The sequence below is a fragment of the Sphingomonas yunnanensis genome, from assembly GCF_019898765.1.
GTDB lineage: Bacteria > Pseudomonadota > Alphaproteobacteria > Sphingomonadales > Sphingomonadaceae > Sphingomonas > Sphingomonas yunnanensis.
Window position 1 is genome coordinate 328,358 of the sequence record NZ_JAIOKB010000003.1, and the last position, 18,998, is coordinate 347,355.

Sequence of the window (18,998 nt, forward strand, 5' to 3'; positions counted from 1 at the left end):
GCGCCCCGCTCACCCGATCGGCATGCCCGGCGGGATCGCCGGCGCGGCGCGCGACGCCGGCGCGAGCGCGCGGTCGAGCGCGTCCTTGTCGCCGAGCAGCCGTGCCACGCCCTGTGCCCAGCTGTCGCGCCTGTCGTGCGCCAGTCGCTCGCGCGTCGCCGCCAGCGCGGCGTCGAGCCGCAGCGCGACGTCGGCGCCGGTCGCGGGCGCGCGCACCGCGGCGGCGATCGCCAGCACGGTGCGAAGCGCGATCCGCTGCGCCACCGCGTCGTCGTGGCGCGACACCACCTCGCGGTCTAGCCGGTCGAGCACGGTCTCCACGCCGGGCAGCGCCGGGTCGGCGGCGTGCTGGAGGTGGAGCCGGGTGAGCCGCGACGGCGCGAGCAGGGTCTCGAGCGTGACCTGCGCCGCCACGTCGGTCGCGACCAGCGGATCGAACACCGCGCCGCCCGCGGTGTCGAACACCTCGGTATCATATTGCGGGTCGGCGTTGCCGTTGACCCCCGACGACAGCGTCAGTGCCAGCGCCGGCGGCACGGTGAGCGCGGCGGGGTTGAGCGTCGCCATCAGCGCGTCGAGCGCCGCGCCTTGCTCGGCCGCGGTCGCGCGGGCCGGGGGCGGAGCGCTGTCGCCCGCGGTGGCGTAGCTGTAATGGACCCCGCCCAGCGTCTTGCCGATCGCCGCCACGGCGTAGCGGTGAAACAGCCACAGCGGTACGAAGCTGCGGCGCAGGTCGGCGAGCGGCGCGCCGGCGTGGAGCACGCCCGGGCCGAAGCGCGCGAGCGCGACGCGGCGCACTGCCATCACGTGCGCGAGGTCCGCGGGCGAGTCGGTGCCCTCGGCCCACATGCTGTCGCCCGGCACCGCCAGGCTCGAGTCACGCCCGTCGATGTCGGTGAGGTAGCGCATTCCCGCGCGCTGCGCCGCGTCCGCCTTGGCCGCGGCGGCGCGGTCCGGGTCGGCGCCCGCGGCGGGCTGGCCGTAGAGCCAGTCGACCGTGAACTTGTCCCACGCGCCGATACCGCTGGCATAGGCATCGGACAGGTCGATCGCGTCGCCGTTGAGCGCGATCTTGGCGAAGGGATAGTCCATCACCGAGGCGCGATCCTGCGTGCTCGCGGCGAAATTGTGCGCGAAGCCGAGCGCATGCCCGACCTCGTGCGCGCCGAGCTGGCGAATCCGCGCCAGCGCGACGCGGACCGGATCGTTGGCGGTGCCCTTGTTCTCCTCGCCGGTGCCGACCAGCCCCTCGAAGATCCAGATGTCCTGGCGCAGCCGCAGCCCCTCGAGCACGACATTGCCCTTGATGATCTCGCCGGTGCGCGGGTCGGTGACGCCGCCGCCATAGGACCAGCTGCGCGTCTGCCGCTCGTTCCAGTTGACCATATTGTAGCGCACGTCCTGCGGGTCGGCGTCGGCGGGCAGCACGCGCACCTGGAAGGCGTCGACATAGCCCGCCGCGTCGAACGCCTGGTTCCACCACGCCACGCCCTCCGCCAGCGCGGTGCGGATCGGCTCGGGCGCCTTGTTGTCGATGTAGAAGACGATCGGCTGGCGCACGCGCGAGCGCGCCGCGCCGGGGTCGATCTTGTCGAGCCGGAAATGGTTGGCATATTGCTGCAAGACCGGCGCGCCCAGCGGCGTGTTGAACTCGTACACCGGGGTGGCGAAGGTGCCCGAGCGGATGTCGAAGCGACGCGGCACGAAGCCGGGTGCAGGCAGCCGCACCAGCGAGTGGTGGACGGTGAAGCTCACCTGCCGCCCGTCGGGCGCGATCGTGTCGACCTCCTGGCCCGGCGTGTCCGAGGCATAGGTCTGCACCGCCTCCATCTCGATATTGTCGGGGAAGACCTTGACCGAGCCGGGATCCACCGCGCTCAGCGAGTCGACCAGCTTGAAGCCCTTGGCCGCGGCGTTGAGCTTGTCGGCGAGCCGCATCGTGTCCCGCAGCAGCAGCGGGGCGAGGTCGACCGTCACCGCGCCATCGGGCGCGATCGCGGCGACGTCGAGCATCGCGACGGTGCTGAACGGGAAGTCCGCGCTCGCGCCGCGCCGCTCGAGCGCGTCGCCCGAGGAGCGGTAGCGCGGGTTCTCGAACATCACCGCGACCTTCCTGCCGAGCCGGCGGAAGGCGAGCAGCTGGGTGTCGCCGACCATGCCATGGTCGATCCGGATCGGCGCCGAGCCCAGCCCGGTCTTGAGCGCGGTGGCGTAGAGGAAGCGCCCCGAGACGCCGTCGCCGTCGGGCGCGGGGAGGGTGACGAGCACCTTGCCGCTGTCGCGCTCGACCTTGACCGGGAGCAGCGTGGGTGCGGTGGCCGGCATAGGCGCCGTGGGCGCGCGCTGGGCGAGCACCGCCGGCGCGGCGACGCTCCCGGCGAGCAGGAGCGAGGCGCCGAGCGCGCGGCGGAGACGGTCGGTGCTGGTCATGCGGTCCCTTCGTGTTGCGACCTGATCGAGGCTAGCACGCCCGGCGTTGCGCATCCCGCCTCTTTCGGTCAGCTTGAGCGCGAGGATTGACGCTTTCGGGCGGCGAAGGCGGGGGACGCGATGGATTTCACGACGGCCGATATCGACCAGACCGACTGCCGACTGCTAAGCGAGCTCGCCGCGGACGGCCGCCTGTCCGACGTCGCGCTCGGCGACCGGGTCTATCTGTCGAGCACCGCGGCGGCGCGCCGGCGCAAGATCCTCGAGGAGCGCGGGCTGATCGCGGGCTATACCGCCAGCCTCGACCTCGACCGGCTCGGCTACGGCATCATGGTGCTGGTCTCGATCGAGCTCGCCTCGCAGGCCGAGCAGGCGCTGATCGAGTTCGAGGAGGCGGTGATGCAATGCCCGTCGATGAGCTTCTGCAGCTTCGTCTCGGGCGACACCGACTTCGTCATGATGGTGCACGTGCGCTCGTTCAACGACTATGACCGCGTGTATCGCAGCGAGCTGTCGCGGCTCCCTTACGTGGCCAAGATCCGCAGCAGCTTCATCATGCGCCAGGTGGCGCGCCGCGGCGTGCCGCCGGTGGTGTTCGAGCGCTGAGGCGACGAGGACGGTCGGCGTCGTCGGTCTGCCCGACCCTCGAAGAAGAGCGTCATCCTGAACTCTTCTCAGGATGTTCCGGCCCGCGTACGGCGCCGGCGAGACAGCCGTGGCACGGTGGATCCTGAGACAAGCTCAGGATGACGGCGATGTGTTGCCCGACGCTCACGCATAGGTCCGTCCCGGACCTTGAGCAGCTTTTCTCTTCGAACAGCGAGTTGCACGATGGAATCCATCACACGGTGCGATCGACCGCGCGATCTTTTCGAGGATCGCTCACCCAGTAACGTGCAACCTTAAGAGCATCAAAGAGGCGCCGTTCGTAATTAAATTGCGTGGAGCGCTTCCGCGATAGGGCTGCACCCGTCAGGGCGGGGCAGGCTGGGTCGCCCGCAGGAAGCGCCGCCGCGCGCGCTACCGCCTAGGAGACGACCCACCAGGCCGAGGAGAGCGACGCCAGGAACGCGGTCGATTCTTCTCGGGGGTGTTCGAACATGCAGGTGACAACAGCGAAGGCGCGACCGCGCCGCGCGGCGAGGGCGCTGCTTCTCGCGACAGCGACGACGGTAGGGGCGGGCGCCGCCGCGGCGCAGACCCCCGTGCCCGCCGCGCCGCTCCAGACCGTCGCGGCCGAGGCCGACGCCGCGCTCCCCGCCGCGCCGCCGCAGGAGACGGGCGTCGATCTCGCCGCGCCCGACGACATCGTCATCACCGGCAGCCGCATCGTCCGCGACGGCTATAGCGCGCCCACGCCGGTCACCGTGCTGGGCGCGGCCGAGCTGGCCGCGCAGCGCCCCGCCAACGTGTCCGACTTCGTCAACCAGCTGCCCTCGATCGCGCAGGGCAGCACCGCGGCGAATAGCTCGGGCTCGCTGTCGAACGGGCTCGCGGGGATCAACTCGGTCAACCTGCGCGGGCTCGGCGCGGGGCGGACGCTGGTGCTGCTCAACGGCCAGCGCTCGGTCGCCTCGGCGGTCAACGGCGTGGTCGACGTCAACACTTTCCCACAGGACCTGATCGAGCGGGTCGAGGTGGTGACCGGCGGTGCCTCGGCGCAATATGGCTCGGACGCGGTCGGGGGCGTCGTCAACTTCATCCTCGACGAGAAGTATCGCGGGTTCAAGGTGGCCGCCGACACCGGCATCACCGAGCGGGGCGACGGCCACAATTATCGCTTCGCCGCCACGCTCGGCAAATCGCTGCTCGGCGACCGCGTCCACCTCCTCGCCAGCGCCGAATATTATCATCAGGACGGCGTCGACACGATCGCGCGCGACTGGAACGACCGCGGCTATTTCCAGATCAACAACCCCGCCTATACCGCGACCAACGGCCTCCCGCAGCGGCTGGTCGGCGAGGGGTTCGGGCCGGCGACCTATACCGCGGGCGGCCTGGTCACCGCCGGGCCGCTGCGGGGCACCTATTTCCTCGCGCCCGGCAGCACCGGCCAGCTCAACTTCGGCACCACCAACGCGACCTCCTCGCCGTGGATGGTCGGCGGCGACTGGCGCACCACCCTGGCCGGGCACGCCGGCACCAACTCGCTGCTGCCCAACGAGAAGCGCATCAGCCTCTTCTCGCGCCTCGGGGTCGATCTCGCGCCCGACGTGCAGGTCTACGGCCAGGTCTCGTTCAACCGCTACGAGGGGCAGAGCTTCTACCAGCAGACGCCGAGCACCGGCGTCACCATCCGCGGTGACAATGCCTATCTGCTGACGCAATATCCCGAGGTCGCCGCGCGCATGGCCGCCGCCGGCGTGTCGAGCCTGACGATCGGCACCTCCAACGCCGGCTTCCCCGTGCCCGGCAGCGACAACCGCCGCGACGTCTACCGCTATGTCGGGGGCGCCAAGGGCAAGCTCGGGCTGCTCGGCGGGAGCTGGTCGTGGGACGTCTACTATCAGCACGGCCTGACCAAGTCGCACGAGGAGCTGACCAATACCTGGAACAACGCGCGCATGGCGCTGGCGCAGGACGCGGTGCTGTCGGGCGGCCAGATCGTCTGCCGCTCGACGCTGACCGACCCCGGCAACGGCTGCGTCCCGATCGACCGGCTCGGCACCGACGGCCCGTCCGCGGCGGCGCTCGGCTATATCTACGGCACCGCGCAGCCGCAGCGCGACCAGTCGATCCGGCAGGACGTCGCCTCGGCGAGCATGAGCGGCACCTTGTTCGACCTGCCCGGGGGCGCGGCGGCGATCGCCTTCGGCGGCGAGTGGCGCAAGGAGCAGATCGACGGCAGCGTCGACCCGCAGTTCAACTCGGGCTGGCTGTACGGCAATTATCTCGTCAACCGCGGCGACTATAACGTCAAGGAAGGCTTCGTCGAACTCGACCTGCCGCTGTGGCGCGGGCTGACCGTCAACGCCGCCGGGCGCTACACCGATTATTCCACCTCCGGCTCGGTCTTCACCTGGAAGGCCGGCGCCACCTTCGAGCCCATCCCCGACATCAAGTTCCGCGGTACCTACAGCCGCGACATCCGCGCGCCCAACCTGCAGGAGCTGTTCGCCGCCGGCACCGCGCGCACCAACACCGTGATCCTGCCCGCCAACGCGCCCGCGACGGGATCGCAGCAGTTCCTCGAGAACACGATCGGCAACACCGCGCTCGATCCCGAGAAGGCGAAGAGCTGGACGGTGGGCGCGGTGGTGACACCGCGCTTCCTGCCGGGCTTCACCGCCTCGTTCGACTATTACGACATCCGCATCAGCGACGCGATCGGCACGATCACCGCGCAGAACACGGTCGACTTCTGCTACTCGGGGACGACGCAATATTGCGGCAACATCGTCTATTCGGGCGGCGCGCTCAGCTCGATCGTGATCCAGCCGTTCAACTTCGCCAGCCAGGTGGAGAAGGGCTTCGACATCGCGGTGAGCTACCGCCGCGACCTCGCCGAGATCGCGTCGTCGCTGCCGGGTCGGCTGACGGTCAACGGCGCGGTGACGCACTACATCGAGAACGTCATCGACAACGGCATCTTCCCGATCGACTATGCCGGGATCAACGGCGGCAGCCTGTCGGGCACCTATTCCTCGCCGAGCTGGCGCTACCGCGTCAGTGCCTTCTACGAGGTGGACGCCTTCACGCTCAACCTCGTCGGGCGCGGCTTCGGCTCGGGCGTCTACGGCAACGACTATGTCGAGTGCACCAGCGGCTGCCCGGTCTCGACGACGCGTTACCGCACGATCAACGACAATGACATCGGCGGCGCCTTCTACCTCGACGCCTCATTGGGGGTGAAGCTGCGCTCGGGCGGGCGCGAGGGCTCACTCACCTTCATCGTCACCAACCTGCTCGACAAGGACCCGCTGCTCGTCGGCAACGGGCCGGACGGCAACAACACGCCGGCGTACCCGCAGACCTCGCGCAGTCTCTACGACGTGCTGGGTCGCAGCTTCCGCGTCGCCTTCACCATGAACTTCTGACCGCCACTACCAAGGGGAGACACGATATGACGAGGTTCCGCGGAGCCGTGACCGCGCTGCTGCTCGGCGCGCTGCTGGCACCCCAGGCCGCGCCGGCGCAGGCCGGCAAGGCGCTCAAGCGCGAGGCCGAGGACAAGGTCGACGCGCAGGCCAAGCAGATCCAGGTGATGGTCGACCAGGTGTTCAGCTACGCCGAGCCCGGCTTCCAGGAGGTGCGCACCGCGGCCTATCTCACCGACGTGCTGGAGAAGGCCGGCTTCACCGTGCAGCGCGGCGTCGCCGGCATCCCGACCGCCTTCACCGCGACCTGGGGCGAGGGTGGACCGCTGATCGCGCTGGGCAGCGACATCGACGGGCTGCTCGGCGTGTCGCAATATCCCGGCGTGACCGAGGCCAAGGCGATGGTCGAGGGCGGACCCGGCCACGGCGAGGGGCACAATGCCGGTCTGCCGCTGGTGATCGCCGCGGCGATCGCGGCCAAGTCGGTGATGGAGAAGCACCATATCCCCGGGCGGCTGATGGTGTGGCCCGGCGTCGCCGAGGAGCTGCTCGCGACCAAGGCCTATTACGTGCGCGACGGCCTGTTCAAGGGCGTCGACGCCTGCCTCTTCACCCATGTCGCCAGCGAGTTCGGCACCGCCTACGGCGATTTCGGCATGAACGGCATGGTCTCGGTGGAATATCAGTTCCGCGGCAAGACCGCGCACTCGGCGGGCATGCCCTGGGAAGGGCGCTCCGCGCTCGACGCGGTGGAGCTGATGGACACCGCGTGGAACTTCCGCCGCGAGCACCTGCCCGTCACGCAGCGCTCGCACTATGTCATCACCGACGGCGGCGGGCAGCCCAACATCGTCCCGGCCACCGCCTCGGTCTGGTATTATTTCCGTGACCGCAGCTTCGCCGCGATCAAGTCGATGTACGAGACCGGCAACGAGATCTCCGAGGCCTCCGCCAAGGCGACCGGCACGACCGTGACGCACCGCGTGCTCGGCTATGCCGCCCCCAATTTCGGCAACAGGCCGATCGCCGAGGCGGCCCAGGCCAATATCGCCGCGGTCGGCATGCCGCGCTGGTCCGCCGACGATCAGGTCTTCGCGCGCGCGGTGCAGCAGGCCAACCAGCGCAAGGTCGAGCCGCTCAGGACCAAGGTGAGCGACCTGTCGACGCCCGAGAACCGCCCGCAGTCGATCGGCGGCGGCTCGGACGATATCGGCGACATCATGTGGACGGTGCCGACGATCACGATCCGCTTCCCCTCGAACGTGCCCAACATGATCGGCCATCACCTCACCTCGGCGATGGCGATGGCCACACCGATCGCGCACAAGGGCGCGGTCGCCGGCGCCAAGGCGGTGGCGATGACGGTGCTGGACCTGATGACCTCGCCCAAGCTGCTCGCGCAGGCGAAGAACTATTTCCGGGACGTGCAGTTCAAGACCGACACCTACGCGCCGCTGATCACCGCGCAGGACAAGCCCGCGACCTGGCTCAACGAGAAGGTGATGCGCGACATGCGCCCGCAGCTGGAGAAATTCTACTACGACCCGGCGCGGTACCCGAGCTACCTCGAGCAGCTCGGCATCGCTTACCCCGGCGGCGCGCCGGCGACCGGGGCGCAATGAGCTAGCGGGGCGGGCGCCCGGCGGGTGGGACGTCGCTCACGTCGGCGAGGCGAACGATCATCCTCCCCTTGCAGGGGAGGATCAGTTGATGCCCGATGGGGATCGCGTCGCAGCGCCCGCCGGCGCCGCCGCATTCCCCACGACCGCGTCCTCGCCCTTCTCGGAGGAAGCAGGAGCAACCGCGGGCGGCTCGACGTGCACCTCGACGCGGCGGTTCCGCTGCCGCGCCGCGGGATCGTCGCTGCCGTCGGGGTGCGCGTTGGGGACGAGCGGCGTGGTCTCGCCGAGCGCGATCACGGTCAGGCGCGCCGGGTCGATCCCCTCGGCGACGAGATAGTCGCGCACGGTCTCGGCGCGGCGGCGCGACGCGCGCAGGTTGGCGCGGTCGTCGCCGCGCGAGTCGCTGTGGCCGCGCAGCGTGACGGCGCCGCCGGCGCGCGCCGCGGGACGGGCGACCAGCGCGTCGAGCGCCCTCTTCGCCTCGTCGGTCAGGAGCTTGCCGGCCTCGTCGAAGCCGACCACGACGTTTTCCGCCCGCGGCGCCTCCTCTTCCGGGGCGGGGGCGGTGACCTCGGGTCGCAGGATCGACTTGGCGGGCGCTGCGTCCGCCGCGTCGACGGGCGCGGCGCTGTTGTCGGCCACGTCGGCGTCGTTGCCGCGGTCGCGCGCTGGGGGTGAGGAGCAGGCTGCCAGGCCGAGCAGCAGTGCCGCCGCGCCCGCCCTGATCGGGATGTCGCTCATACGCTCACCTCCTGCTGCGCGCGTCGCCGCCCGGCGGGCGGGCCGAAGCTGATGATCGTGTCGCCCGACTGCGGCACCGGCCGGCTGGCGTGCGAGAAGAAGCGCAGCGGCGCGCCCTTGCGCAGCAGCAGCAGCATGTCGGCCTCGTCGGCCATGTCGGCGCGCGCGGTCTCATAGTCGAACTTGTCGGTGATCCGCGTCTTGCGGAACGCCCAGCCGTCGTCGACGCGGCGGACGATCTCCTCGACCCCGTGCCCGCTGGTGAAGAGCGCGCGGCCGCGCAGCGAGGCGGGCAGCGCGCGGCGGTCGTCCTCGTGCGTGCCGGCGCCGAGCTGATACACGTTGTCGCGGCCGAGCTCGGGGGCGAATTCGTTGCACACCAGCGCATTATACGCCTCGTTGTCGGTCGTGGCGACGAGCACCTGGTAGCGCGACAAATCGAGTCGGTCCTCGGTCGCCTCGGCCAGGATCTCGCCGTGATAGGTGTCGATCCCGCCGCGCCGCGCCGGGGCGAGCCGCTGCCAGCTGGTGTCGCAGAGCGTCACCGGCACCTCGAGCTGGCGCAGCTGCGCCGCCAGCGCGTGGCTCCACGGCGTCGCGCCGACGATGAGCAGCCCGCGCTCGGTCGCGCCGGTCACCTTGAGCAACCGCGCCACCGCGCCGATCGAGAAGCCATGCGCGACGATCGTCGCCACCACCACCGCGAAGGAGAGCGTGACCAGGATCGAGCCGTCGTCATAGCCGAGATTGCCGAGCCGCAGCGCGAACAGCCCGGAGATCGCCACCGCGACGATGCCGCGCGGCGCGATCCAGGCGACCAGCAGCCGCTCGTTCCAGGGCACGCGCGTGAAGGCGAGGCTGAGCAGCACGGTCGCGGGGCGGACCAGGAACAGCAGCGCCAGCAGGAAGGCGGCGAAGCGCCACTCGAAGCGCTCCAGCACGCCCAGGTTGAGCGTCGCCGACAGCAGCACGAACACGCCCGAGATCAGCAGGACGGTGACATTCTCCTTGAACGGGTGGATGTCGCGCAGCGAGTCGAGCCGCAGGTTGGCCAGCGCGACGCCCATCACCGTCACCGCGAGCAGCCCGGTCTCCTGCTGGACGAGGTTGGACAGCACGAACGTGCCGATCACCGCCACCAGCAGCACCGGCGCCTTGAGATATTCGGGCACGTGCCCGCGCGGGAAGGCCCAGGCGACCGCGCGCGCCGCGCCATAGCCGATCAACCCCGACACCAGGCTGGCGGCGAGCAGCGACAGCAGCAGCTGCGGGATCGTCACGCCCTCGCCGGCGCGGCGAAGATACTCGTAGGTGACGACGCCGCACAGCGCGCCGATCGGGTCGTTGACGATCGCCTCCCACTTGAGGATCGCGCGCGGCCGCGCCGCGATATTGCTCTGCCGCAGCAGCGGGAGCACGACGGTCGGCCCGGTGACGACGAGGATGCCCGCGAACAGGATCGCGACCGGCCAGACCAGCCCGCCGATATAGTAACAGGCGAGCGCGCCGAGCAGCCAGCCGACCGGCACGCCCACCAGCAGCAGCCGCGTCACCGCGCCGTCGGTGCGGCGCAGCTCGCGGAAGTTGAGGCTGAGCCCGCCCTCGAACAGGATGATCGCGACCGCGACCGAGACCAGCGGCTCGAGCAGGTCGCCGAAGGTGCGGTGCGGGTCGATCAGGCCGGTGACCGGCCCGGCGACCACGCCCGCGACGAGCATGAGCGCGATCGCGGGCCAGCCGGTGCGCCACGCCACCCATTGCGCGCCGATGCCCAGCGCGCCGATCAGCGCGATGACGAGTGCCTGCTGTTCCATCCGCTGCGCATACGCGTGACGGCGCGGAAAGGAACCGTGCCGTCGCCCCGCCGTGGTGGCACGCCGCAGTGGGGCGTGCCGCGCCACCTCACCGCGGACGCGCGCGCCCGGACCTGCCCCGATCCTGGATTTATCTCCGAACGGGATGCGTCCCCAAGTTGCGGCGAGTGCGCAGCTTTTCTACGCGGCATGCAGAATGGGGGAGAGAATCATGGCTGAGATCATCGGGACGAGCGGGAACGATCAGCTGACGGGTACCGGCGGCGACGACGTGCTGGACGGCCGCGAGGGCGACGATTTCGTCGTCGACGAGCTCGGCGGTTCGGACACGCTGCGCGGGGGCGCGGGCAACGACGTCATCAAGCTGTTCCACACGGAGCGGCAGTTCGTCAGCGAGACGATCAACATCGACGCCGGTGCGGGAGACGATCTCGTCTCCGTGACCACCCTCTCCACCGGCCCGGTGACCATCGACCTGGGGGACGGCAACGATACGCTCAACCTCATCGCCGTCTACGGGTCGGCCAGCATCACGCTGGGAAGCGGCCAGGATCATGTCGTTCTCGGGGCCGGGTACGGTGACTATACCGCCTTCCTGACGACCGAGATCACGGACTTCGTCGCCGGGGACGGCGGCGACGTACTCGATCTGGGCGCGTATCTGAGGCGGCATGCGCCCGATTGGAACGGATCCGACCCGGTTGGTTCGGGCTATCTGCGCTTCGTTCAGTCGGGGGCAGACGTGCGCGTCGACGTCGATCGCGACGGCGCGAACGGGCACAACTCCGGCTTCAACGAGGTGCTTACCCTGCGCAACGTCGATGCCGCCACCTTGACCGCCCACAATTTCAACGGCTTCGAGCCCCACGGCTCGCCGATGGACGCGCGCAACGACTTCAACGGCGACGGCCACTCCGACATCCTGTGGCGCAACGACAATGGTGCGCTGTCCGATTGGCTCGGCGGACAACTGGGCCGCTTCACCGCGAACGACGCCGCCGCCTTCACCCAGGTGCCGACCAGCTGGCAGGTGACCGGCACCGGCGACCTCAACGGCGACGGTCGCGACGACATCCTGTGGCGCAACAGCGACGGCACGCTGTCGAACTGGCTGGCGCGCGCCGACGGCGGCTTCACCGCCAACGACGCCAACGGCCTCGTTCAGGTCGGGACCGACTGGCAGGTGGTCGCCACCGGCGACTTCGACGGTGACAAGCGTGACGACATCCTGTGGCGCCATGCCGACGGCACGATCTCCGACTGGCTCAGCACCGCCGCGGGCGGGTACAAGACCAATGACGCGGCGGCGTTGACCAACGTGGCGACGAGCTGGACCGTGGCGGGCACCGGCGACTTCAACGGCGACGGTCGCGACGACATCCTGTGGCGAAATGCCGACGGCGCGCTGTCGGACTGGCTCGGTCGCGCCGACGGTGGCTTCACCGCCAACGACGCGTCGGCGTTCAGCCGCGTCGGCACCGATTGGTCGGTGGCGGGCACCGGTGACTTCGACGGCGATGGCCGGGACGACATCCTGTGGCGAAACGCCGATGGCAGCGTGTCCAACTGGCTGGGCCGCGCCGACGGCGGCTTCGACAACAATGACTCTGCCGCCTTCGTCGCGCGCGTGTCGAACGCCTGGTCGGTGATCGAGACGGGCGACTATAATGGCGACGGCCGCGACGACATCCTGTGGCGCAACGATTCCGGCGTGGTGACGAATTGGTTCGGTATCGGCGGCGGGAGCTTCCTTGCCAACGATGCCGCCTTGGTACCGGTCAGCTCCGACTGGCATATCGCCTGAGCCGGCCGGGCCCGGGGCCTGGATGACACGTGTCTCGGGCGGGATAGGCGAGCGATCGACAGAGTGGCGGAAGGGCGCGCGTGTCCGACAGCGCGCTGCGTCCCGACCGTCATCAGCTTTGGCACGCGCAGCGATCTCGATCCTTCAGACAGGTTCGGCGGAAACACGACGTCGCGCCCTCGTGGCTTGGGTGCTACAGTGGGGACCCGTCGTCGGCCGCAGCGCTCCTCGCTGTGTGGCGCGATGATGCTGTAGTGCCTGTGCGGCTCAGTAGAGCGCGCGCAGCGCCACGTAGCGATGGACGCTCGCGGGCGCGACGTCGGCGAGGAACAGCGCCGCGCGCGCGCGCGCCAGCGCCGGGTCGCGCACGGCGGCGCGCAGCGCGTCGCGCAGCGCCGCTACCAGCTTGGCTGGCGTGGCGCGCGCGGTGACGAAGGGCAGCGCGGGGGAGGAGTGGGTCAGCGCGAGCTGGCGCAAGCCCGCCACCGCGTCGGGCTCGTCCCGCGCCAGCGCCGCATAGGTCACCGCGTCCACCGCGGCGACGTCGGCGCCGCCGTCGCGCACCGCGGCGGCGCTGGCGCGGTGTGAGCCGGTCTCTACCAATGCGCCGAAAAACTGGTCGAGCGGCTCGCCCGCCAGCGCGGCGCGGAACAGGTTGGCGCCGGTGTTCGAGCTCAGTGCGTTGACCGCGGCGCGCCGGCCGCGCAGCCCTGCGAGCGTCGTCGCCGTATCGTCGGCGCGCACCAGCACGCGGCTGGCATGTCGCCCCGGCGCGCAGTCGGGCACGGCGTAATGCGGCACCGCGACGACTCGCAGCGCGAGCGCGGGGTCGGTCACCAGCGGGTAGCCGCAGCACTGCGCCAGCAGCAGCCGCGGGTCGCGCCAGATCGCCTCGACCGGGCGCGCGCGGTCGAGCGCCGCGGGCGCCGGCACGCCGCGCGCGGCGAGATGCGCCGCGATCCGCTGCCACAGCGCGTCATTGGCCCAGCACTGCGCCGGGTGGTCGTACATGCCGAGCGAGGCGACCGCGCCGCTCACCGCCGCGCCGCGGCGGGATGGACCAGCCGGTCGTGCGCGCGCAGCGCGAAGCGGCGCACGATCTCGCCGTAGCTGCGATGGATCTGCCCCGCCTGCGCCTCCAGCCGCGCGGCGTGACGGCGCTGATAGGCGGGGAGCCGGTACCAGGCGAGCTCGGGGCGGTCGTGGTGCGCGGTGTGGAGATGATTGTTGAGGTACAGAAGCCCGAGCACGCCGCCGCGCGCCACCGTCGCGGCGCGGCTCGGCCCGGGGAGGTCGGCGCGATGCTCGGCGAAGGAGCGCAGCAGCGTCAGCGCGAACCCAGGATAGACCATCAGCAGCACGTAGCGCGCGACGCCCAGCCCGGTCCACTCGAGCCATGCGACCAGCAGCGCGACCGCGGCGAGATGCGGCGCCCAGTCGCGCAGCACCGCGGCGGGTGCCCGGCGCACCCGCCGTGCCTCGTCGATCACGAGTGCGAGCACGGCGAGCGGCGGTCCCAGCACCAGCCGTCCGAGCAGCGTCGCCTGCGCCGCGGCGAGCGCGCGGGGCAGGCCTGTTCCGGCGACGTAGCGCGACTCGGGATCGTGGCGCGGGTCGGTGATGTGCGGGCTGCGGTGATGCGCGCGGTGGCTGTCGCGGTACACGCCGTACGGCAGCCACAGCGCCAGCGGCACCGCACCGATCGCGGCATTGACCGCGGCCCAGCGCGTCGGATGGCCATGGATCGTCTCGTGCTGGAGCGAGCCGTGCCATGCCACGAGCCACCCGCCCGCCACCATCAGAACGGGCCAGGGCAGCAGCGCGTGCCAGCGGGTCAGCGCGAGCCAGCCGACGTAGATCAGCGCAGCCAGCGCGACCGTCGGCCACTCGACCGCGCCGCGCGCCCACCCGCGACCTTCCCTATCTGCCTGCTCGTCCGACATCGCCACCTCCGGTCGCGATCATCCACCAGGACGGTAGGAGTTGGAACGACTATTTCTGATAAGGCGGATAGAAGCGCTATTCGGTGTGCGATCGGTCATAAGCGAGCGCGGCGTCGGCGAAGGCCCTCTCGTGCGCGAGCGCCCAGTCGCAGAGCGCTTCGAAGGGCGCGCGCAGCGAGTGGCCCAGCGGGGTGATCGCATAGACGACACCGATCGGCGCGGTGGGGATCACGGTGCGCGTGATCAGGCCGTGGCGCTCGAGCCGCTTGAGCGCGTCGGCGAGCGACTTGTGCGTGATGCCGTCGAGCCGCCGCTTGATCTCGTTGAAGCGGGCCGGCTCGGGGCACAGCACCGTCAGGATCATGATGGTCCACTTGTCCGCGATCTTGTCGAGCACCGGGCGGATGCGCGGCACGTCCATCATCGCCTGGCACGACAGCGCCGCCGGCTCGGTATCACGCGCCATATCTACTAACCTCCCGGTGCGTTCTTGATAGCAGATATGCGACGTATATCTACCCACCCTTCGTGACGAGGAAGGACGGACGATGACGCGGATGGCAGGCAGGATCGCGCTGGTGGTCGGCGGCGCACGGGGGATCGGTCTCGCGACCGCGCGCGCGCTGGCGGAGGAGGGCGCGACGGTGGTGCTCACCGGGCGACAGGAGCAGGAAGTCGCCGCGGCGGCCGGGGGCGCCGGCGCGGCCACGCAGGGGATCGTCGCCGACGCGGCGTCGCCGGCCGATCTCGCGCGCGTCGTCGGCGAGGTGGTGCAGCGGCACGGGCGTATCGACGCTTTGGTGCTCAATGCCGGCCTGTCCGAGCCGGCGACGCTGGCAGAGGAGACGGAAGAGCATGTCGACCGACATTTCAGGGTCAACGTGCGTGGAGCGCTGTTCGGTCTGCAGGCGGCGCTGCCCGTGCTGAGCGACGGCGCCGCGGTAGTGCTGGTCGGATCGATCGCCGCGACGATGGGCGTGACACCGTATAGCACCTATGCCGCGACCAAGGCGGCGCTGCGCTCCTACGCGCGCAGCTGGGCGGCCGAACTCGCGCCGCGCGGCATCCGCGTCAACGTCGTCGCGCCGGGCCCGACCGACACCGACATGATGGCGGTCGTGCCGGAGGACGTGCGGCGCACGCTGATCGCGCCGATCCCGCTCGGGCGCATGGCGCGGGCCGACGAGGTCGCCGCCGCGGCGCTGTTCCTGCTGAGCGACGCCGCCAGCTTCGTCACCGGCGCCGAGCTGTGCGTCGACGGCGGCATGCGGCAGGTCTGATCGCTCGGGCGGGGGCCTGCGCCGCCGCGTGCACGAGGGTCACGCGGCGGCGCAGCGGCCGCCGTCAGAAGCGAAACGCGGCGGTGGCGCGCAGCGAGTGCCAGCGGAACTTGTCGTCGCTGCGGATGAAGTCGGTGCCCGACGCGTTGCCGCCGTTGTTGGCGTTGGTGAAGGGCGTGCCGGCCGCACCGGTGGCGCGGACGACATAGTCGTTGTCGGTGTACTGGTGGTAGAGATATTCCAGGCCGATCGAGAAATGCCGGCCGAGCCGCTGCTCGACGCCGCCACCCCCCTGCAAGCCGAACTGGTTGCGCTTGCCGCTGCCCTCGAACGTGTTGGTGGTGTTGGTCGAGCCGAAAGCGCGGTCGATCCGCGCATAGCCCGGCCCGGCGGTGCCGTAGAACAGGGTGGTGTCGTTGGGCGTGTAGCCGGCGCGCGCGCGCACGCCGGCTTCCCAGTCGACGCCGCGGTTGAAGACGTAGCTCGCCGGCGTGCCCGAGAAAGCGCTCACACCGTCGGTGATGTTGGTGGTGCCGAACTCGCCGACTAGGCCGACGACGATGCGGCCGCGCTGCGCGTCGACGCCGATACGCCCGTAATAGGCCCAGTCGTCCTTGTCCTTGGTGCAGCGGCCGCCGTTGGCGGGGCTCAGCTGGTTGCTCGCCTGGCCGCCGCAGAAACCCGGGCTGAAGGCGTCGGCGCCCGAGCCGGTGCGCACCACGTCGCCATATTCCCCGTCGAGGTTGCGGTCGAACAGCACGCGCGAGTTGGCGCCGTCGTTGGGCTGCACGTCATAGCCGCCGGCCGCGCCGACGTAGATGCCGCTGAAGCCGCCGTCGCTCTCCTGCGCGGTCGCGGGCAGCGCGTAGGCGGCGAGCAGCGCCGCCGCGGTCAATCCGATCACCTTCATATCTCACTCCCTCGTGAATCATCGGGGAGGAGGCGGTGGCCTCCTCCCCTGTCGTCATCATCCGTGTCGCGGGGCGCACCGGCGGCGCCCCTGCCGGCCATCAGGGCAGGCCGACGCGGAGCGTCGCGTTGGGGTTGTTCGTTCCATTAGGGAAGAATCCGCCCCCGTTCTGATTGGCGCCGGTGGCGTTGAGGTAGACGATGTTGTGCACCTGGCGGCTGTTGCGGCTGTAGACGATCGCGTCCGAATCGGCGGGGACGAGGTTGGCCGCCCCGTTGGCGCCGGTCAGGCCCTGGTCGGTGTCGCCGCCCTGGTCGAGCGCGTCGCGCGCGTCCGAGATCTTGCTCGCCGCGGTGACCAGCGCGGGGGTAGCGATGCCCTTGGCGTAGAGCACGGTGCGGACGAGCCCGGCGTGATAGGCCTCGGCAGCGAGGATGCCGGCGGCCGCCTCGAGGAAGACCTTGCTCGACAGCAGCGGCGCCGCGCCCTTGTAGGCGGTGACCCCGACATCCTCGAACAGATAGGCGCCGAGGAGGAAGTTCTCGGGCGAGGCGTAAGGGTTGAACGTGTCGCTCGAGCCGATCACGCCGGCCGCACGCGCCGCCGCGGTGAAGGCGCCGTTGGCGTCACCCGAGATGTTGATGTTGGGCATGGCGATGGCGGCGGAGCCGAGCGCGGCGCGCAGGAAGGCGACGTGCGCGGCCTCGTCCGCGGCGATCTCGCGGGCATAGGCGCCGACCAGCGCGTCACCCGAGAAGTCGACCTTGGCGCCGCCGGTGACGGTGCCACCCGCGGTGCCGCTGCCGCTCGCGGTCAGGCTGGACGCCAGTCCGCTGCCGTTGACGGCGAACAGATAATATTGCGCCTCGAGATATTCGAGGTTGAGTGCCAGGTTGAGGATGTCGCTGTCCGTCACCGCGGCGGCCGTCGGCGTCGGCGTCGGAGTGGGCATGGGCGCGTCCGACCCCTCGGAGTCGAAGCAGCCGGACAGCAGGCTGACGCCGCCGAGCGCGAGCGTGCCGCCGCCTGCCACCTTGAGGAAGCGGCGCCGCGCAGTGCGGCGCGTGTCCGCGGCGGCGAGCAGGTCGAGGGCTTTGCGATGATCGATCATGTGCGTGGTTCCTGTGACGAAGTGGGGACGGGGAGGCAGGGGAGCCGCCGCACGCTCACGTGGTCGATCGAATGTTGCCGTTGACGCCGTTGGGGAAGAACCCGCCCATCGTCGTCGACCCGGCGTTCAGGTAGACGATGTTGAGCACCTGTCCGGTGCTGCGGCTGTACGCCAGGCCGTTGGCGTTGAGCGGCGCGATGTTCGACGCCAGCGTGTCGCCGCTGCCGCTCGGCATGATGCCGAAATCGTCCTTCGGCGCGATGCCACGGATCTGATCCTCGGTCGGGCTGCCGTCGAGCGCGTCGCGCGCCGCCGAGATCTTCTCGGTCGCATCGACCAGCGCGGACACGCCCTTGGCGTAGAGCGTCGTGCGGACGATCGCGGCGTGATAGGCCTCGACCGCGAGGATGCCGGCCGCGGCTTCGAGGAAGGTCTTGTTGCTCAGCAGCGGCGCCGCACCCTTGTAGGCGGTGACCCCGACGTCCTCGAAGATATAGGCGCCGAGCAGGAAGCTGGTCGGATCGGCATAGGGGTTGAACACGCCGCTCGTCGAATCGACCACGCCGGCGGCGCGCGCCGCCGCGGTGAACGGACCGTCGGCCGCGCCCGAGATATTGATGTTGGGCATCGCCACCGCCGACGAGCCGAGCGCGGTACGCAGGAAGTTGACGTGCGCCTGCTCGTCCGCCGCGATCTCGCGGGCATAAGCGCCGACGAGCGTATCGCCCGAGAAGTCGACCTGCGCGCCGCCGGTCACCGTGCCGCCCGCCGCGCTGCCGCTGCCGGTCAGCGTCGACGGCAGGCCCGTGCCGTTCACCGCGTACAGATAGAATTGCGCCTCGAGATATTCGAGGTTGAGCGCGAAGTTGAGCACGTCGGCGTCGGTCACCGCGGTCTGCGCCTTGGCGGGATCCGCGTAGACGAAGGCGGAGCCGACCGCGGCGGCGCCGAGTGCGGCGGTGAACAGGGCACGGCGGTCATGGCGTCGCTGCGCGCGGGTCTCGAATGCTTCGATGACCAGATCGTCTTCATTCATGAGTGGCATCTCCCTCTGCTCGCAGGAGGAAGTCTTGTCCTCACGCGTGAGCGGACCCAGGTACGGCACCCGGCTCGAGCGGGATGCGAGCCGCAACAAAAACAAATATCGCGAGATGCCGGGAACCTTCCTGACCCGTTCGAGTGGCAGCGATCGCGGCGGTGGTCGCGTCATCGGCGGCGGGCGCGCCTCGGCTGCGGCGGGTTCGCCATTCTTAGGCAGCTTCCCTGTCGTATCGCTATGTCGAGACAGGGGTGTTCGCGATGGTCG

14 protein-coding genes are annotated in these 18,998 nt (G+C 70.4%); 5 read left to right on the plus strand and 9 right to left on the minus strand.

Annotation, left to right across the window (positions count from 1 at the left end; genetic code table 11):
• Positions 1-9 precede the first annotated feature (9 nt).
• Positions 10-2,430, minus strand: a complete 2,421-nt coding sequence (locus K7957_RS11190; RefSeq protein WP_223012065.1) for a zinc-dependent metalloprotease — start codon at positions 2,428-2,430, stop codon at positions 10-12.
• Positions 2,431-2,550: 120 nt separating this feature from the next.
• Between K7957_RS11190 and K7957_RS11195 the strand changes: the two genes are divergently transcribed.
• The 3 genes from K7957_RS11195 (at position 2,551) to K7957_RS11205 (ending at position 8,089) form a co-directional block, all read left to right on the plus strand.
• Complete coding sequence (locus K7957_RS11195) at positions 2,551-3,036, plus strand: Lrp/AsnC family transcriptional regulator (RefSeq protein ID WP_223012066.1); 486 nt, start codon at positions 2,551-2,553, stop codon at positions 3,034-3,036.
• Between the two features lie 494 nt (positions 3,037-3,530).
• Complete coding sequence (locus K7957_RS11200; protein ID WP_223012067.1) at positions 3,531-6,467, plus strand: TonB-dependent receptor plug domain-containing protein; 2,937 nt, start codon at positions 3,531-3,533, stop codon at positions 6,465-6,467.
• A gap of 26 nt (positions 6,468-6,493) precedes the next feature.
• Positions 6,494-8,089 carry an amidohydrolase gene (locus K7957_RS11205; protein ID WP_223012068.1) on the plus strand — a complete coding sequence of 532 codons (1,596 nt, stop codon included), beginning with the start codon at positions 6,494-6,496 and terminating at the stop codon, positions 8,087-8,089.
• 81 nt (positions 8,090-8,170) lie between these two features.
• On the opposite strand, the gene K7957_RS11210 is transcribed toward K7957_RS11205, so the two are convergent.
• Entirely contained in the window at positions 8,171-8,830 is a 660-nt protein-coding gene (locus tag K7957_RS11210; protein WP_223012069.1) for an OmpA family protein, read from the minus strand.
• The gene (locus K7957_RS11215) at positions 8,827-10,644 is read right to left on the minus strand and encodes a cation:proton antiporter (protein ID WP_223012070.1); all 1,818 of its coding nucleotides are present in this window, start codon (positions 10,642-10,644) and stop codon (positions 8,827-8,829) included. Before K7957_RS11215 ends, K7957_RS11210 begins: the two co-directional genes overlap by 4 nt.
• Before the next feature lie 211 nt (positions 10,645-10,855).
• Here K7957_RS11215 and K7957_RS11220 point away from each other — a divergent pair, with 211 nt between their 5' ends.
• Complete coding sequence (locus K7957_RS11220; protein WP_223012071.1) at positions 10,856-12,448, plus strand: FG-GAP repeat domain-containing protein; 1,593 nt, start codon at positions 10,856-10,858, stop codon at positions 12,446-12,448.
• Between the two features lie 267 nt (positions 12,449-12,715).
• On the opposite strand, the gene K7957_RS11225 is transcribed toward K7957_RS11220, so the two are convergent.
• The 3 genes from K7957_RS11225 to K7957_RS11235 all read right to left on the minus strand — a co-directional run bounded on the left by K7957_RS11225 (position 12,716) and on the right by K7957_RS11235 (position 14,857).
• Positions 12,716-13,486 (minus strand): phosphate/phosphite/phosphonate ABC transporter substrate-binding protein, encoded by a 771-nt coding sequence (locus K7957_RS11225; protein ID WP_343228381.1) that lies wholly within the window; start codon positions 13,484-13,486, stop codon positions 12,716-12,718.
• Positions 13,483-14,391 carry a fatty acid desaturase gene (locus tag K7957_RS11230; RefSeq protein WP_223012072.1) on the minus strand — a complete coding sequence of 303 codons (909 nt, stop codon included), beginning with the start codon at positions 14,389-14,391 and terminating at the stop codon, positions 13,483-13,485. The genes K7957_RS11225 and K7957_RS11230 overlap by 4 nt, the downstream gene beginning before the upstream one ends.
• 76 nt (positions 14,392-14,467) lie before the next feature.
• Positions 14,468-14,857, minus strand: coding sequence for a winged helix-turn-helix transcriptional regulator (locus K7957_RS11235; RefSeq protein ID WP_223012073.1), 390 nt, complete (start codon positions 14,855-14,857; stop codon positions 14,468-14,470).
• An 82-nt stretch (positions 14,858-14,939) separates the two neighbouring features.
• Between K7957_RS11235 and K7957_RS11240 the strand changes: the two genes are divergently transcribed.
• Positions 14,940-15,671 (plus strand): SDR family NAD(P)-dependent oxidoreductase, encoded by a 732-nt coding sequence (locus K7957_RS11240; protein WP_223012074.1) that lies wholly within the window; start codon positions 14,940-14,942, stop codon positions 15,669-15,671.
• A 64-nt stretch (positions 15,672-15,735) separates the two neighbouring features.
• On the opposite strand, the gene K7957_RS11245 is transcribed toward K7957_RS11240, so the two are convergent.
• From K7957_RS11245 to K7957_RS11255, 3 genes are all read right to left on the minus strand, one after another.
• Positions 15,736-16,581 (minus strand): outer membrane protein, encoded by an 846-nt coding sequence (locus K7957_RS11245; protein WP_223012075.1) that lies wholly within the window; start codon positions 16,579-16,581, stop codon positions 15,736-15,738.
• 100 nt (positions 16,582-16,681) lie between these two features.
• Positions 16,682-17,692, minus strand: coding sequence for a ferritin-like domain-containing protein (locus tag K7957_RS11250; protein WP_223012076.1), 1,011 nt, complete (start codon positions 17,690-17,692; stop codon positions 16,682-16,684).
• Between the two features lie 55 nt (positions 17,693-17,747).
• Complete coding sequence (locus K7957_RS11255) at positions 17,748-18,728, minus strand: ferritin-like domain-containing protein (protein WP_223012077.1); 981 nt, start codon at positions 18,726-18,728, stop codon at positions 17,748-17,750.
• Positions 18,729-18,998 lie beyond the last annotated feature (270 nt).

Coding starts and splice junctions, on each gene's coding strand:
- K7957_RS11205 (WP_223012068.1), top strand. CDS start 6,494: ATGACGAGGTTCCGCGGAGCCGTGACCGCGCTGCTGCTCGGCGCGCTG.
- K7957_RS11255 (WP_223012077.1), bottom strand. CDS start 18,728: ATGAATGAAGACGATCTGGTCATCGAAGCATTCGAGACCCGCGCGCAG.
- K7957_RS11215 (WP_223012070.1), bottom strand. CDS start 10,644: ATGGAACAGCAGGCACTCGTCATCGCGCTGATCGGCGCGCTGGGCATC.
- K7957_RS11200 (WP_223012067.1), top strand. CDS start 3,531: ATGCAGGTGACAACAGCGAAGGCGCGACCGCGCCGCGCGGCGAGGGCG.
- K7957_RS11250 (WP_223012076.1), bottom strand. CDS start 17,692: ATGATCGATCATCGCAAAGCCCTCGACCTGCTCGCCGCCGCGGACACG.
- K7957_RS11240 (WP_223012074.1), top strand. CDS start 14,940: ATGACGCGGATGGCAGGCAGGATCGCGCTGGTGGTCGGCGGCGCACGG.
- K7957_RS11235 (WP_223012073.1), bottom strand. CDS start 14,857: ATGGCGCGTGATACCGAGCCGGCGGCGCTGTCGTGCCAGGCGATGATG.
- K7957_RS11220 (WP_223012071.1), top strand. CDS start 10,856: ATGGCTGAGATCATCGGGACGAGCGGGAACGATCAGCTGACGGGTACC.
- K7957_RS11245 (WP_223012075.1), bottom strand. CDS start 16,581: ATGAAGGTGATCGGATTGACCGCGGCGGCGCTGCTCGCCGCCTACGCG.
- K7957_RS11210 (WP_223012069.1), bottom strand. CDS start 8,830: ATGAGCGACATCCCGATCAGGGCGGGCGCGGCGGCACTGCTGCTCGGC.
- K7957_RS11195 (WP_223012066.1), top strand. CDS start 2,551: ATGGATTTCACGACGGCCGATATCGACCAGACCGACTGCCGACTGCTA.
- K7957_RS11230 (WP_223012072.1), bottom strand. CDS start 14,391: ATGTCGGACGAGCAGGCAGATAGGGAAGGTCGCGGGTGGGCGCGCGGC.
- K7957_RS11190 (WP_223012065.1), bottom strand. CDS start 2,430: ATGACCAGCACCGACCGTCTCCGCCGCGCGCTCGGCGCCTCGCTCCTG.